Source organism: Plantactinospora sp. DSM 117369, from assembly GCF_053764795.1.
In genome coordinates this window covers 4,594,830-4,610,183 of sequence record NZ_CM132446.1, presented here as the reverse complement: position 1 = coordinate 4,610,183, position 15,354 = coordinate 4,594,830, and the positions used below count along the sequence as shown (strand labels likewise).

Here is a 15,354-nt window from a genome sequence, read left to right as displayed (position 1 = left end):
TCACCCCTGCTCCTTCTTCACCCGCACGGTCTTCACCGACCGCACGTCGGCCAGCTCGGCGTCCAGCGCGGCCACCTGCCGCTTGAGCCGCACGGTGCCGGTCGGCGCGTCGATGACGTCGACGACCCGGCCGAGCAGCATCGCGGTCTCGTCGTGTCCCGACTCGGCAGCCAACTGCACGGCCCGTCCCAGCCGGGCGGTCGCGGCGTCCACGTCGCCGGTTTCCCGGGCCCGCAGCCCCTCCTGGATCGCGGCGGCGAGTTCGGCCTGCCCGGTGTAGTGCGCCACCTGCGGGCTGATCCGGGTGGAGAGCGCGGTGTCGTCGGTCCACCTGGCCAGGATCAGCCGCTCGGTCAGCACCTGGCCGGCGGCGACCAGGCTGACCCGGGCGGCCAGCACCTCCTCACCGACCACGTCGGGTTCGAGGGTCACGGATATGTGGTATTCGCGCGTCTCCGCTCCCCACGCGCCGGTCGGATAGTCCCCGATCCGGGCACTGACCGGGAAGCGGCGTGCGGTGAGTTCCTCCACGTGCGGAAAGACCTGCTTGACCGTGCGTACGGTCGAGCCGGCCGGACTCCAGATCCGCAGCGCGACGTCCGCCACCCGCTTGCCCATCGCGGCCGCCGTCATCGCCTGGAACGCGGCCGGCAACTGCGCCGGGTGTTCCAGCCCGTCGGCCGTGCCGAGCAGGGCCGAGGCGATGGTACGCAGCTCGCTGGCCACCCAGCCGCTGCCGATGCCCCGGCTGTCGCAGACGAACCGGCCCGCACAGACGGCCAGCATCCGGCGCAGGTCTTCGGGCGTCTCGTGCTCGTTGCGCCCGTCGGTGAGCAGGATCGCGTGTCGTACCTCGGTGGGGCGGCTCGCGAAGAGCCAGTTGGCCAGGTCCAGCCAGCGGCCGATGGCGGTGCCGCCGTCGGCCCGCAACCCGGCCACCGCCACCTTCGCCGCCGCCCTGGTCTGCGCGTTCGCCGGCACCATCCCCGGTTGCACCGGGTAGACCATCCGGGCGACCGCGCTCCCGGAGACCACCGCGAAGGCCACGCCGTCGCGCAGGGTGTCGATCGCTACCGCCGTGGCCCGCTTCGCCTCGGCGAGCTTCGTCGGCGGCATCGCCATCGAGCCCGAGGTGTCGATCATGATCACCTGCGCCGCCGTCGGGACGGTCGCCGGATTACGCAGGTCCGGACCGGACGCGGTCACCGTCAGGATCGCATCCACCACCTGGCCGCCGGCCGGCAGGTACTCGTTGTGGTCCACCTCGGCGACGAACTGCGGTACCCCGCTCACCCGCCCGCTCCCCCCGAACCTGCGGCGGGCGGGAACGGCAGGACCGCGACGGCGATGTTGTCGTGTCCACCTGCCTCCGCCGCGAACCTGGTCAGGTCCTGGGCGATCGCGATCGGCGTGGCACCGCCCGGTCCAGGTATCCGGGCCGCCAACGCCGCCGCGTTCGGCAGGTAGTGCGAGAGCCCGTCCGAGCAGATCACCAGCCGCCCCGGCCGCCCCGGCTGGAACGTCACCACCTGCGGCTCGGCGTCGCTGGAGTCCGCGCCGAGCCACCGGATCAGCGCCTTGGAGGTCGGATCCTGCTCGGCGCCGGGCGGCACCGGCCGCCCGGCCCGGATCTGGCCGACCACCGAGTCGTCCACGGTCAGGCAGACCGCCTCGTGCACCGCGCCGTCCGGGCCCAGCCAGTAGGCCCGGCTGTCACCGATCCAGCCGACCGTGACCGAGCCCGCGGTGACGACGGCGGCGACGAAGGTGCAACTCGGCGGCACCTGCCCGTCGTCGTGCAGTGCGGTTGCCCGGGCAGCCTCGGCCGCGGCCCGGCCGGAGGCCACCACGGCATCGGGTGCGGCAGCGCCGTTGCCCAGTGCGGAGAGCATCGTGGCCAGAGCTGCCTCCGCTGCCGCGTGCGCCGCGAGGTCGGCGCGGAGCGAGGTCGACACCCCGTCACAGACCACCGCCGCGATGGTCTGGCCCAGTCGGCCGACCGTGACCGCGTCCTCATTGCGCCGCCGCCGTGCCCGGTCGGTGACGGCGGCGACCGACCCCAGATCCAGGTCGGCACGGTCCCGGCCCACGGACGAGCGCCGTCCACAGTGGTCGCAGTGACCGGAGTCGCCGGAGGGTGGGGTACCGCAGCCCGGACATGGTTGGCCGACCGCACGGGACGAGAGCCAGGTGCCGGGTGGGCTGGCCGGGCCGGGCGACGGCGCCGCACCGGTCCACCCGGATGAACCGGCCGGTGCGGCCGGGGCGGTCCAGCCGGACGGGGCGGATGGTGCCGGCGACCCGGACCAACCGGGCGGGGCCGGTGGTGCCGGCGGCCCAGACCAACCGGGCGGGGCCGGTGGCACCGGCGGCCCCGCCCAATCCGGCGGCGCGGGTGGCGGCGGATAGCCGGCCTGGTTTTCCGGTGCGCCGGGTTGTGCGGGTACGGCCCGGCCGGCCGCACCGGGGTGCGCGGCTGGCGGTACGAACCCACCCCGCTCCCCCGGCTGGCTCTGGGCGCCGGACGGTGTCGACGCACCCCAGCCCGGTGCACCGGACGGAGTGGCCGCACCCCGGCTCGCCGGCGGTACCGCTGCGACACCGGACGCGCTGCTCCAACTCGTCGTCGCCGGCTGACCGCCCGGATCGGCGCGCCAGTCGGAGGCGGCTGGTGGAGCCGGTACCGGGGCCCGATCGCGCCCATCGGTTCCGGGCGGTCCCGACGGTGCGGACGGGCCGGTGGGACTCGACGGCGCGGACGATCCGGTCTGACTCGACGATCCGGTGGAACTCGGTCCGCTCGGCCTCGACGATCCGGTCGGCCCGGCCAGCGCCTCCAGCCGGGACAGCGCGGTCGGCCCGGAAAGGTCGGCCAGCCGGAGCAGTTCGGTCGACTCCGGCACCTCGACCGAGCCGGATGCCTCCGCCCGGCCGGTCGTGGTCGCGGTGGCCGACCGGGGTGACTCGGCCGGAGCGAACGAGCCGGTCGCCGGGGCGGCCCAGCCGGACGACCCGGTCGGCTCCCCCAGCGGTACGCGCTCCAACTCCCGGCCGCAGACCTCGCAGTACCGGTGTGCCGGGTCGTCGGGCGCGCCGTGCTCGGGACAGGGTTTCGGCATGCTTCCGGCGGCGCCGGCTCCGACGGCGGTCACACCAGTGTCCTCGGTCGGACCGCGTTCGCGTGATCGACCAGCGCGATCCGCAGCTCCGGGTCGCGGGAGAGCTGGGCCAGTGTCCGGTACGCCCGTTCCAGCCCGAACCGCAGGCCGCGCTCGGACAGCTCGTGCCCCAGCACCCGAGCCGCGGAGGTGGGCGCCGACCGGCTGCGTACCCAGGCCAGGGCCACCTCCAGCACCTCGATGGTGAGCCGGGTCTGCCGTTCCACGTCAAGGCCGAGCCGTTCCAGCCGGGCGGATGCCCGTAGCAGGTCGTCCGGCCCGGTGGTGCCCGCCGCCAGACCGGGCAGGCTGGCCCGGACGGCGGCGACCTGCGCGGCCACGTGCTGACTCGAACTGTCCGGCACCTGGTCCAGTACGGCGAGCGCACCCGCGCGGTCGCCGACCAGGAACCGGATCCGGGCCAGCCCGAACGCGGCGCTCAGGTAGCCGTGGTCGACCCGCCACACCCGGTCGTAGAGCCGGGTCGCCAGTTCCCGGTCGCCGGTGCACTCGGCGCTCACCGCCAGCGCCAACCGGGCCGCCGGCTCACCCGGCAGGACGTCGTAGACCGCGTCGAAGGCGACCCGGGCCTCGGCGGGACGGTTCGCGGTCAGCGCCGCCAGGCCCCGGTACCAGTCCACCCGCCAGTCGAACGGGTCGGCTGCGGCCAGCCGGTCCAGGTCCGCGGCGGCCCCCGCCAGGTCGCCGCCCTCGATCCGGGCCCGGGCCAGCCGCAGCGCCACCTCCACACTGCGGACCGGCGCCGCGGTGAGCTGCCGGACCAGCTCCGCCGGGTCGGTCGCGCCGAGCGAGGCGAGGAAGCCGGCGCCCGGGTCGAGCACGTCGACCTGCGGCAGCGGCAACGCGGCGGCGACCACCGGCGGCGCCGGGGCGATCGCACCGGGCGGGACACCGCCCCCGGCGCCCCAGGCCCGGCCCGCCACCGCCCGGCCGACCTCGCCGGCCTCGGTGCCGAAGGCACGCCGCTCGGGCGTGAACTGCCGGGACACCGCCGGCCGGGGCACACCGTCGGCGGCGGAGAGCACTTCGCGCAGTACGCCGAGCAGTTGCTCGCTCATCTCCCCGGCGCTCTGGAAGCGCCGGTCCGGATCGGGGTGGGTGGCCCGGCGCAGCAGCCGGTGGTACGACATCTCGGCAGCGAACAGCGGCGCGTCGGCCGGTTCCGGCAGCCGGTTGGCGTACGTGGTGGAGAAGCCCCGGAAGTCGAGGCTGAGCACGGCCAGCGCCCGGCCGACGGTGTAGATGTCGGAGGCGACCGAGGGACCGAGGGTGCCGACCTCCGGCGCCTGGTAGCCGGGCGTGCCGAAGATCGCGCTGGCGCTGTCGTCGACGTGCCGTACCGCGCCCAGGTCGATGAGTTTGAGCTGCTCCTCGGCGTGGATGACGTTGTCCGGCTTGAAGTCGCAGAAGAGCAGGTTGCGGTCGTGCAGGTAGTCCAGCGCCGGCAGGATCTCGATCCCGTACGCGATCACCTCGGGCAACGGCAGGGCGCGCTGGCCGGTGTCCCGGCGCCGGGCCAGCAGCATGTCCCGCAGCGACTGGCCGCCGACGTACTCCATCACGATGTAGCCGACCGGGGTGCCGGTGCGCGGGTCGGGGTGCTCCACGAAGTCGTGGATCTTGACGATGTTGGGGTGGTCCAGCTCGACCAGGAAGCGACGCTCCGCCACGGCCGAGGCCATCGCGTCCTCGTCCGAGGTGTTGATCAGTCCCTTGAGCACCACCCAGCGGTCGCTGACCGTGTCACTGACGTTGCGGTCCCGGGCGAGATAGATCCAGCCCAGCCCGCCGTACGCGAGTGCGCCGAGGATCTCGTACCGCCGGTTGATCACGTCGCCCGGGCCGAGCCGGGGTAGGAAGGAGAACTGGGTGCCGCAGTGCGGACAGAAGCCCTCGGCCCGACCCGGGCGGTCGTCCCGGCCCCGTCCCACCGGCTTCTCGCAGCTCACGCAGTACCGTCGCGACTCGGCGACCTTCGGCTCGGCCATCACCGCTGTCGCCGGGTCGCGCAGCGGCACCCGGGCGATGTCGACCAGGCCGGCGCCGAGCCCACCCCGGAACGCACTCCGGGAGCGGCTGGAACCCCGCGAGCCGGAGTTCGAGGTGCCCCGGCTCGGCATGGTGCTGCTCCCGGTCGAGGCCGGTCCCCGCCCGGTGCCGGTCGATGCCGGGCCCCGTCCGGCCGACGCCGGTCCCTGCCCCGTCGACGCTGGCCCGGGCCGGGGGCCGGTGGAGATCGGCGCCTGGCCGGGCGGCGCCCCGGCCTGTCCCGGCACCGAGCCGTGCCCGGACGGCGCGAGTCCCGGGCCGGTGCCCGTGGAGACGCCCACTGCGGCGGCTGGCACCGACGCCCGGCCGGTTCCGGTCGGCACCGACGCCCGGCCCGCCCCGGTGGGCGCCCCGGACCGGCCGGTACCGGCAGACGCCGCCACCTGGCCGCTAGCCGTCCCAGCCTGACCGGTAGCCGTCCCAGCCTGACCGGTAGCCGTCCCGGGCTGACCGGTAGCCGCCGGGCCGGTGTTCTCGGGTGCGGCCGCCGATCCGGCCGGTGCGCGCCGACCGCACTCGTCGCAGTAGCCGTCGGGCAGGTAGGAGCCTGGGCAACCGGGCCGCAGGCAGCGGGTGCTCATGGAAGGGCTCCCTTCGCACCGGGCGCCGGGCGCTCGGCAAGATCGTTGAGATGACGCTGGTACGCGACCACGGCCCGGGTCGCCGCCGACAGATCGCACGGGCTGGTGTAGAGCAGGTCACGGGCCCGCCGGTACCGCCCGGAAAGCTCGGGGTGCTCGATCAGGCCGAGTCGACCCGCCTTGGCCCGGTACGCGTCGAGCCGCCCCCGCAGTTCGGCACGCCGCCGCAGCAGCCCGTCCGCCGCCTCGTGCGACTCGGCCATCCGGCGGCGGGCGGCCGCCACGCCGCGTTCGAGCGCGGCCAGTTCCGTGCCGACCTGGCTCCACCGGTGCTCCCGGTGCACCTGGCCGAGCTGGGCGAACTGGGCACGCAACGCCGGAGTTGGATCCGGCGACGGGTCCGGCAGCGCCGAATTGGCGATCTTGTCCTGCGCCAGGGCATGCGTGCGGGCCGTCTCGGCGGCGGCCCTGGCGAGTTCGTCCAGTTCGGTCGCCAACCGCGCGACCCGTCCGGAGTAGCCGTCGCGTACCTCGGTCAGCTCGGCGAGCCGACCGGTCAGGGCGGCGACCTCGATCTCGAACCGCCGCAACCGGTCCCGAAGTGCGGTCGCGGTCGGTCCGGTCCCGGTCACGCCGAGCGGGTCGGCGAGCGCAGCCAGGTACGCCTCCTCGACCGCCCGGTCGAGCCGGTCGAGTTCGTCTCGCAACGACGGCGCGGCATCGGTTGCGGCCGGACAGCGGGCATCCCCCAGATCGCCGGGTCGCTCCGCCCCGCTCAGCGCGACGGCGTCCGCCCGCAGCCGCCGCAGCGCGTCGGTGAGCTGCCCGAACCATCCGGCGAGCCGGGACCGCGCGGCTTCCAGCCGGGCGAGGGTGCCGGCCAGTGCGGCGGCCTCGGTCTCGATCCGGCGCGCGAGTGCGGACAACCGGATCCGTTGTGCCGGTGCGGCGGCCGGGTCGTCGAGCACCGTCCCGTCGGCGTCGAGCGCGACCAGCGGGGCACCGAGCAACTCGCCGAGTTCCCGCAACTCGATGTCGCCGGGCCGGGACCGCCGGGCGCGTACCTCGCGGGCCTGGCCGAGCAGGGCACCGAAGGCGGCGAACTGGGACCAGAGCGCGCCGGTCCGGGCGAGCACGTCGGCGCCGACCCGGGCGGTCTCGCCGGTCGGCCGGGTGTCCCGCAGCAGGGCGAGCGCGGGCCGGCCGTCCAGGGCGTACAGCGCGGCCGAGGCCCGTTCGTGTGCCGCGCCGAGCGCGCCGAGCAGCCGGTCGACCTCGGCACGGCCCATCGGGGACGGCGGCGGCACGGTCATCGGCGCGACCAACCGCCTCTCGTGGTGCCGGCCGGCGCCGACGGGTGACCGCCGATGCCCCGCCACTGCGCCGGAAGGTCCACGAGACACGCTAGTCCCGGTAACGCGCGACCGGTGGCGCGGGCGCCGGGCCCAGCGACGTCAACCATCGGGTGTAGAGCCGGGTCCAGGTCCCGTCGGAGCGGATCTTGGCCAGTACGCCGTTGACGAACCGGACCAGTTCCGGCGCCTCGCGGGAGATCGCCACCCCGTACGGCTCGTCGCTGAACCGCGGGCCGACGACCTCGGTGTTCGGGTCCTGCGCGGCGAGCCCGACCAGGATGCTGTCGTCGGTCGAGACCGCGACGACCTGGTTCTGCTGGAGCAGCACGAGGCAGTCCGTCCAGTTGACCACCGAGACCGGCACCGTGCCCTTCTCCGCGATGTTCCGGATCGAGGTGCTGCCGGCCGCCGCGCAGACCTTCTTGCCCCGCAGGTCCTCGATGGTCTTCACCCCGGAGCCACGGTTGACCAGAACGCGCTGGCCGGCGGTGAAGTATTCCGTGGAGAAGCTGACCTCCTGCCAGCGTTCGCAGTTCATCGTCATGGTCCGGACCACCATGTCGACGGTGCCCTCCTTGACCACCTTGATCCGGTCGGCCGAGCTGATCGCCCGGAACTGGATCCGGCCCGGGTCGCCGAAGAGACCCCGGGCGATCTCCCGGGCGATGTCGACGTCGAAGCCGGTGAGTTGACCGGTCCGCGGATCGCGGAACCCGAACTGGTAGTTGTTCTGGTCGACGCCGACGATCAACCGTCCACGCTCGACGATCTCGGCCATCGCGGTGCCGGACGGCATCTGCCGGGGACGGGGCAGCGTGCCGGACGGCCGCAGGCTGGCCCGGGGGTTGCACGAGCCGGACGACGCCGCCGGACCGGTCGGGACGACCGCCGGATCCTGCATGCCGACCGGCCGGGGCGGGTCGGCATGCATCTGGCCGTCGGGGAGCGTCGGCTCGTCCGTGCCGCATCCGGCGAGACCCGCCGTGGCCACCACCACGAGGATGCCGGCGAGGAACCGGCCGGCGAGATGCCGGTGTCTCATCGATACTCCACAATCCGCTGCTGCATGCCCACCGCGGCCCCGATCAGCAGGACGAGGCTCAGTCCGACGATACCGATGTCGACCCCGGTCAGGGCCCGGCCGGCGCTGACCGCCTCGCGTTCGAACCGGTCTCCGTTGTGGGTGATGGCCAGGGCGAGCGCCTCGTCGAACTGGTTGAAGATGGCGGCCGTGGTCTGCTCGCCGGTGCCCACCGTGGCGGCCACCGCCTTGGCGTACTCGCCGCTGTCGTCGAGGGTCCGCACGTTGCGGTGCGCCGCCGACCACTCCCTGCTCCGGGCGATAGCGGCCTCGACCGCCTGCCGGGTGGTGTCGTCCGGAGCGGCCGCCCGGGCCTGCGCCAGCAGTCCGCCCGAGCCGTCGGCGCCGGCGAGTCGCTCCATCACGACACCGTAGTTCTCCTCGAACGCCGCGCCGTTGCCTCGGGCGACCAGGGTCAGCGCCTCGTCCGCACGGGCCTGCAAACCGGCGATCCGGGCCTCGGCGAGCAGGTTGACCTGGGCCGAACCGGAGTCCCTACTGTCCCGCAGGTTTCCGGCCGCGACCAGCGCCGACCCGGTCAGCCAGGCCATCAGCAGTACCGTGGCACCGGTGCCGACCAGCAGCCCGACGTTGAGCAGCCGGTTGGTACGCCGGGTCAGGTGGATCTGCGTCAGCACCAGCGCCGCCAGGGTGAACAGGGCGAGCAGCACCGCCACCCAGGGGAAGCCGGCCGCCCGGTCCCGCGCCTTGTCCAGCTCGGTCGAGGCGGTCGCGTAGAGCTCCTGGGCGGCGGGCAGCAGTTCGTCGCGCATCAGGCCGGAAGCTTCCTGCAGATAGGCGACGCCCAGCGGTAGGCCCTGCCGGTTGTAGGTGCGGGCGGTTTCCACCAGCCCGCTGTAGACCGGAAGCCGTGCCGTGATCCGGGCGACCGCCGCGGCACCCCGGCTGTCGTCCGAGACCGCGGCCGAGACGACGGTCAGCGCCGAGGCGGCGTCGGCCAGGTCACGCTGGTAGCGGTCGCGCAGCGCGGGCGGTTCGAGACCGTTGGAGAGGAAGGCGCTCGCGGCGGTGGCGTCGGCGTCGGACAGCGCGCGGTAGAGGCTCTGTGCCGCCACCGCCAGCTCGCCGCTGCGGGCGGTGACGCCGCGGACCAGGTCCGCGCGCTGCCGTACGCCGACGAACGCGACCACGCCGGTGAGCAGGCCCAGCACGACCACTCCGGCCAGGATCGCGGTGAACCGGCCGGGCGTGCGGCGCAACGGCGTGGTGATCCGGCGCAGCATGTCCGGCGGGCGGGGTTGCGGCGGAACGGCCAACCGGCCTGGCGGGACAGCCACCGCCGACCCGTGCGAACCCACCCGAAACCTCCCCAACACCGCACCGGGAACCAGCCGACCGGACGTGGCCCAGGCGGTCAGATCTTGAACGACCGGCTTCAAGGTAACCAATCGGCTCAACCGGTGGGGGGCGGCCCGCCGGTGTCGGCGACCCTACCGGCCGCCACCGACGACCACCTCGTGCGCGGTCCACTGTAGCCAGTCGCTCGGATCCGGAACTCCCGCGGTGCCGCTCCGGGAGACCCGGCGGCCAGGGCCCCGCCAGGACCGGTCCAGGTGCCCGCCCGGAGAGCCGGGCACGGCAACGGCCCGGGCGGCGTGCCGGACCGCCCGGACCGGGAGTCGACCCGGGCGGGCCGCGCCGGGTGCTGCGGCGCGGCCCGCCCGGCGGTCAGCCGGTGGTCCAGACGTACGTTCCGGCGACGGTCGCCGCCGCGCCGCCGGCGTACCCGGGGACGAGGCCGCCGGCGAACAGCGCGTCGACCCGGGCCGCCTCGGCCGCGCTGGGGTACGCGTTGCGGCAGGAGACCGGGGCGCTGCTGCCGGACATCAGATCCGAACAGAGTCCGGTACGCCGGTCGGGCAGCCCGAGGATGTGCCCGAGTTCGTGGGTCGCGATCCGGGTCCGGTCGTACCCCTGGTTCACGGCCTGCCAACCCATGTAGACCCGTCCGGAACCGAGCCCGGTGACGTACGCCCGCGGCCAGCCGCTGTCGACGTAGATCGTCACCGTCGCCGGCGTGCCGGCGACCAGCCGCACGTTGCTGACGCTGCTGTTCCAGATCTGGGCGGCCTGGGTGAAGTTGGTGGTGAACTCCCCGGCCCGGCTCGCGTCGTAGTAGACCGTGCGCACCGGCGCGGCGGTGGCCGGCGCGGCGGCGACCTGGACCCCGACCAGCGAGGTGGCCAGGGTCAGCAGGCCGAGCGTGGCCCGGAGGAGGTGGCGTCTGAGCATGACGACTCCTTATGGGAGCGGGGAAGATGAGGATCCGACGCCCTCGATCGATGCTCATTAATCTAGGTCCCCGACCCGCCGGCCGGCGCATAGCAGTTGCCTCATACCGGGCAGCCGGGCAGCCCGGCACCGCCGGGCAGCCGGGGAGCACCGGCACGCCGGGCACGCCGCAGTGGCGACCGGGCCGGTCGCGCGGCCGCGGGGAGAGCCGTCGAGCGCCCGGGGCGAGCGCGGGCGTGGCGCGGTCCGGCGGGCCGACCTGGTGCTGCCGACCGCTCGGGGCGGGGCCGGCGGGCGGACGGCAGGGATCGGCGGCGCCGACGACTCCGCCGGACCGGAGATCGACATCGCCTGGTGGACCCGAAACGTAACCTGGCCGAAGACGCGCCGTCGCGAACGTCGACCAGGGTGATAGGGCTAACCTGGATCGAACGTCCGGCGTCGCCGGCGGGGGTGGAAGGTGGTAGCGGGATTGTGCTGGCGGAGGAGAACCACGTGACCACGCCGTCGCGGACCGGGCGCCCGGCGGTGATGACCGACGTGGCCCGGCTCGCCGGAGTATCGCACCAGACGGTCTCCCGGGTGATCAACGGTCATCCACGGGTCCGGCCGGAGACCCGGGACCGGGTGGTCCGGGCGATGGCCGAGCTGAGCTACCGGCCGAACGCGATGGCCCGGGCCCTGGCCAGCCGCCGCTCCCGGGTGCTGGGAGTGGTGAGTTTCGACACCATCCTGTTCGGCCCGGCCTCCACACTGCTCGGCATCGAGCGCGCCGCCCGGGCCGCCGGTTACGGGGTCAGCATCGTCACGCTGGAGAAGGTCGACCGCCGGGGCGTACTCAGCGCGGTCGAGGCGCTGGACGGTCAGGGTGTGGACGGGGTCATCATCATCGCGCCGCAGATGGCGGCCGCCGCCGCGCTGCACAGCCTGCCCAAGGGCATGGCGGCGGTGGCCGTCGAGGCCGGCCAGGACAGCGGGCTGCCGTCCGTCTCGGTGGACCAGGTCGCCGGGGCCCGACTCGCCGTCCGGCACCTGCTCGAACTCGGACACCGCACCGTGTGGCACGTCTCCGGCCCGAGCGACTGGCTGGAGGCGGGTGACCGGATCATCGGCTGGCGGCAGACGCTGGAGGAGGCCGGCGCCGCCGTACCGCCGATCATCTCCGGGGACTGGAGCGCCCGGTCCGGGTACGCGGCCGGTACCGCGCTGGCCGGCAACCCGGACGTCACCGCGGTCTTCGTCGCCAACGACCAGATGGCGCTCGGTCTGCTGCGCGCCCTGCACGAGCGGGGCGTCCGGGTACCGGCCGACATCAGCGTGGTGGCCTTCGACGACATCCCGGAGGCGGAGTTCATGCTGCCGCCGCTGACCACCGTCCGGCAGGACTTCGACGAGGTGGGCCGGCGCGGCATGGCGACCCTGCTGCAACTGCTCGACGCCACCGGCCGGACGGGCGGGCCGGTCCCGGTGCTGCACAGCGCCACGCCGATCGAGCCGACCCTGGTGATCCGGCAGAGCACCGCCGCGCCGCCGGCCGGCCGGAGCTGACCGGGCGAGCCCGACCGGTCCGGACGGCAGCGCACCGACACCGGCTGGGCTGACCGTGCCGGGCCGGCCCGACCGGGCGCGCGGTCGCCCCGGCCAGGCCGACGACATGGCCAAACCGACGGCATCGGGGGTCACGCCGCCCGGGTCCGCGCCCCGGTCGCGGCGGCGCCGTGACAGGGGCAGCCGACCGCCGCGACCGCGCCACCCGGCGCCTCCTCGGACATCGCGGCGGCCGCCTCCTCGACCCCGCGCAGCAGACCGTCCAGCGCCGCCCGGTCGAGGTAGCGGCCCCGCACCACCACCCCGTCGATCCGCCGGGTGTTGCCGATCTCGGTGAGCGGATTCGCATCCAGCACCACCAGGTCGGCGGCGGCCTGCCGGGCGATGCGGCCGGTACGGGCACCGAGGAAGCTCGCCGGTTCGGCGGTCGCGGCGTACAGCGCGGCCATCGGGCTCAGCCCGGCCTCGACCAGGTACCGCAATTCGTCGTGGACCGAGAAGCCCGGGAACAATCCGCAGGTGCCGACGTCGGTGCCGACCATCAGCGGTACCCCGGCCCGGTGCAGCTCGCCGACCATCCGGAGCCGGTGCGCGAACATCGCCGCCCACTCCGGGTCCTCCGCCGGAGAGCGGTCCTTGAGATACAGCTCGTCGAGGGCGTACTGCTGGCCGGCGAGCATCGGCGCGGGCAGGTAGCGGACGCGCGGATCGGCGTACAGGTCGAGGGTGCGCGCGTTGTCCAGCCCGTGGTGCATGGCGAGGGTCGGCACCTGACGGGTACGACGGCCAGCCAGCCGCGCGAACACCCGACGCGCCTTGGCCGGGCTGTACGTCTGCGCGGCGAGCCATTCCACCGGGTGGATCGCGGCGAACCAGCCGCTGTAGTCGCCGGTCTCCAGCCGGATCCGTCCGATCCGGGCCCGGAGCTGCTCCTCCGCACTCGACGTGTCGATGGCGGTCCAGAACACGTGCTCGACGCTCGCCTGCCCCAGCGTGGCCGCCTCGGTGATCGGCAGCTCGTCCGGGCAGTGGCCGGCGAACTCGACACCGAGCCGACGGCACTCGGCGGCGATCGCCCGGTACGACGACGGCGACAGCCGGGAGTAGACCTTCACGAAATCTGCCCCCTCCGCCACCACCTGGCGGACCGCCTGCCGGGCCTGCTCGGCGTCGGCCACCGAGAGCACGCTGAGCATCGTCGGATCCCAGATCGTCGGTGCACCGTCGACGATCCGGCTGCCGATCGTGTAGCGCGGACCGAGCAGGGTGCCCGCCTCGATCCGGCGCCGCCAGTCGTGCACGGCAGCCGTACCGGACATCTCCCGGACCGTGGTCACCCCGTTGGCCACGCAGAGCGCCGGATCGATCTGTTCGGCGTACCCGTGGGTGTGCATGTCGGCCAGGCCGGGGATCAGGAACCTGCCGCGCAGGTCGACCACGGCGGCGCCGTGCGGCACCCGGACCTGGCCGGTCCGGCCGACCTCGGTGATGCTGTCGCCGCGTACCAGCACGGTCGTGTCAGGTCGGACCCGCCCGGACGCCGGGTCGATCACGGTGGCGGCGGTGAACGCGATCACCGCGTCCGGTGCGGCGGATCCGGAGTGCGCGGACTCCCGGCCCGGGCCCGCGGTCGCCGTGCCGGCGGCCAGCGAGGTACCGGCGGTGGCACCGACGGCGAGACCGGCGACGAGCACGTTGCGGCGGGAAAGCTTCGTTGTCATACCTGGAATCGTCGCGCCGACGGGGCGGCCGGTCACACGTCCTGCCACCCGGAGCGGGGTGGTCCTAGGTCCACCTCCGCCCCGCGACTGACCGCTGCCGGCGGGAGCGGGTCCAGGGCCGCCACGGCGGTCACGAGGCCACCCGTTCCGTCAACCCCGGTTGACAGAAACGATGCTGTCAATCTAGGTTGACAGCGTTGCCGGGTGCCGCTGGACCCGCGGTGCCCGACCGGACCCGACCGCCGGCGGGCGCGGCGGGCGCCTCCGGCATCACCTGTCGGGCCTCCGTCCGAGAGACCTGGAACACCCGGACCGGCCAACCCGTGGGAGCGGAACATGTTCGAGCGGTTCACCGCGGACGCCCGCCGTACCCTCTCCGCCGCCGTCGAGATCGCGGCCGAGACCGGGGCGGCCCGGGCCGGTCCCGAACACCTGCTGCTCGGCCTCGCCGCCGACGGCCGGGGCACCGGTGGCCGGATTCTGGCCGGCTACGGCGTCACCACCACCGTGCTCCGGGCGGCGGTGACCCGACCGGCCGGCCGGAGACGGCTCACCGACGACGAGATCTGCGCTCTCCGCGCCGTCGGCGTCGACGCCGAGGAGGTGTTCCGGCGCATCGAGCAGGAGTTCGGCTCCGCCGCGCTGCTCGACCGCCCGGGACCGCCGGAGCGACCGCGCCGGCACGGCTGGCTCGCCGGGCCGCTCGACGCGGGAGCCAGGAAGGTCGTCGAACTGTGCCTGCGCGAGGCGATCGCCCTGCGGCACCGGGAGATCAGTTCCGGACACCTGCTGCTGGCGCTGCTCCGCCACGACCGCCTGCCCGGCTCGGTGTCAACGACCCTGAGCCGGGCCGGCGTCACGTACCGGGACGCCCGGCGCCGGGTGATCCTCGCCCTGCGCCATCCAGGTGACCCGCGCGCCGCCGGTGGTGCACCGGCCCGCCGTCGTGGAGGCCCGGTCGACGGTCTCCGGAGGTACCTCACCAGGTGCGCTCACCACGGCGACGCCACCGGCGCCCCCGGACATTCCTGTTACCCTCGCCCGATGTCGGAGATCGACTCGATACCGGAGATCGACCTGCGTCCGGCCACCGCCGCAGACGCCGAGGCGGTCGCGGCGATCTGGGCGGCCGGCTGGCGCGACGGGCATCTGGGGCACGTGCCGGAGGCTCTCGTCGCGGTGCGTACCCCGGAGTCGTTCCGGGCACGGGCCGCGCAGCGCGTCGGCGACACCGTGGTGGCGGTCGCCGGCCCGGACCGGCAGGTGGCGGGTTTCGTCATGGTGGTCGGCGAGGAGGTCGAGCAGGTGTACGTCGCCGCGTCACATCGCGGCAGCGGTGTCGCCGGCCGGCTGCTCGCCGAGGCCGAGCGGCTGGTCGCCGCCGGTGGTCACCGGCGGGCCTGGTTGGCGGTCGTCCCCGGGAACAGCCGGGCCCGACGGTTCTACCAGCGGTCCGGCTGGATCGACGACGGGCTGTTCGACTATCCAGCGGTGATCGGGGACGGCACGATTCCGGTCCCCTGCCACCGGTACGTCAAGCCGCTCTGAACCGGCATCCGCCGGCACCGAAGGATGTACCGGTGGGAT

At 74.5% G+C, this 15,354-nt stretch carries 11 protein-coding genes; 3 read left to right on the top strand and 8 right to left on the bottom strand.

The genetic code is table 11. The features are described 5' to 3' along the window. From ACSMXO_RS19960 to ACSMXO_RS19950, 3 genes are read right to left on the bottom strand one after another with little or no spacing between them, the layout of a single operon-like run. A complete protein-coding gene (locus ACSMXO_RS19960) occupies positions 1-1,293 on the bottom strand; it encodes a VWA domain-containing protein (protein WP_455418907.1) in 1,293 nt (430 codons plus the stop codon). Further along, positions 1,290-3,152 (bottom strand): protein phosphatase 2C domain-containing protein, encoded by a 1,863-nt coding sequence (locus ACSMXO_RS19955; RefSeq protein ID WP_455418906.1) that lies wholly within the window; start codon positions 3,150-3,152, stop codon positions 1,290-1,292. The genes ACSMXO_RS19960 and ACSMXO_RS19955 overlap by 4 nt, the downstream gene beginning before the upstream one ends. Further along, on the bottom strand, positions 3,149-5,299 hold the full coding sequence (locus ACSMXO_RS19950) for a serine/threonine-protein kinase (protein ID WP_346257582.1): 2,151 nt from the start codon (positions 5,297-5,299) through the stop codon (positions 3,149-3,151). The genes ACSMXO_RS19955 and ACSMXO_RS19950 overlap by 4 nt, the downstream gene beginning before the upstream one ends. Here ACSMXO_RS19950 and ACSMXO_RS19945 point away from each other — a divergent pair. After that, positions 5,283-5,636, top strand: a complete 354-nt coding sequence (locus ACSMXO_RS19945) for a hypothetical protein (RefSeq protein WP_455418905.1) — start codon at positions 5,283-5,285, stop codon at positions 5,634-5,636. The two genes, ACSMXO_RS19950 and ACSMXO_RS19945, sit on opposite strands and share 17 nt — an antisense overlap. A gap of 169 nt (positions 5,637-5,805) precedes the next feature. On the opposite strand, the gene ACSMXO_RS19940 is transcribed toward ACSMXO_RS19945, so the two are convergent. The 4 genes from ACSMXO_RS19940 to ACSMXO_RS19925 all read right to left on the bottom strand — a co-directional run bounded on the left by ACSMXO_RS19940 (position 5,806) and on the right by ACSMXO_RS19925 (position 10,498). Then, the gene (locus ACSMXO_RS19940) at positions 5,806-7,122 is read right to left on the bottom strand and encodes a hypothetical protein (protein ID WP_455418904.1); all 1,317 of its coding nucleotides are present in this window, start codon (positions 7,120-7,122) and stop codon (positions 5,806-5,808) included. Positions 7,123-7,213: 91 nt separating this feature from the next. Further along, positions 7,214-8,206 carry a transporter substrate-binding domain-containing protein gene (locus tag ACSMXO_RS19935; RefSeq protein ID WP_455418903.1) on the bottom strand — a complete coding sequence of 331 codons (993 nt, stop codon included), beginning with the start codon at positions 8,204-8,206 and terminating at the stop codon, positions 7,214-7,216. Next, a complete protein-coding gene (locus tag ACSMXO_RS19930) occupies positions 8,203-9,564 on the bottom strand; it encodes a hypothetical protein (RefSeq protein WP_455418902.1) in 1,362 nt (453 codons plus the stop codon). The genes ACSMXO_RS19935 and ACSMXO_RS19930 overlap by 4 nt, the downstream gene beginning before the upstream one ends. Before the next feature lie 370 nt (positions 9,565-9,934). Continuing rightward, complete coding sequence (locus tag ACSMXO_RS19925; protein WP_432885075.1) at positions 9,935-10,498, bottom strand: snapalysin family zinc-dependent metalloprotease; 564 nt, start codon at positions 10,496-10,498, stop codon at positions 9,935-9,937. 531 nt (positions 10,499-11,029) lie between these two features. Here ACSMXO_RS19925 and ACSMXO_RS19920 point away from each other — a divergent pair. Beyond that, positions 11,030-12,046 (top strand): substrate-binding domain-containing protein, encoded by a 1,017-nt coding sequence (locus tag ACSMXO_RS19920; RefSeq protein WP_432891818.1) that lies wholly within the window; start codon positions 11,030-11,032, stop codon positions 12,044-12,046. Between the two features lie 131 nt (positions 12,047-12,177). Here ACSMXO_RS19920 and ACSMXO_RS19915 read toward each other — a convergent pair whose 3' ends face one another. Then, positions 12,178-13,767, bottom strand: coding sequence for an amidohydrolase family protein (locus tag ACSMXO_RS19915; protein ID WP_455418901.1), 1,590 nt, complete (start codon positions 13,765-13,767; stop codon positions 12,178-12,180). A gap of 336 nt (positions 13,768-14,103) precedes the next feature. Here ACSMXO_RS19915 and ACSMXO_RS19910 point away from each other — a divergent pair, with 336 nt between their 5' ends. Further along, positions 14,104-15,315: a GNAT family N-acetyltransferase gene (locus tag ACSMXO_RS19910; protein ID WP_455418900.1), complete on the top strand. Its 1,212-nt coding sequence runs from the start codon at positions 14,104-14,106 to the stop codon at positions 15,313-15,315. Positions 15,316-15,354 lie beyond the last annotated feature (39 nt).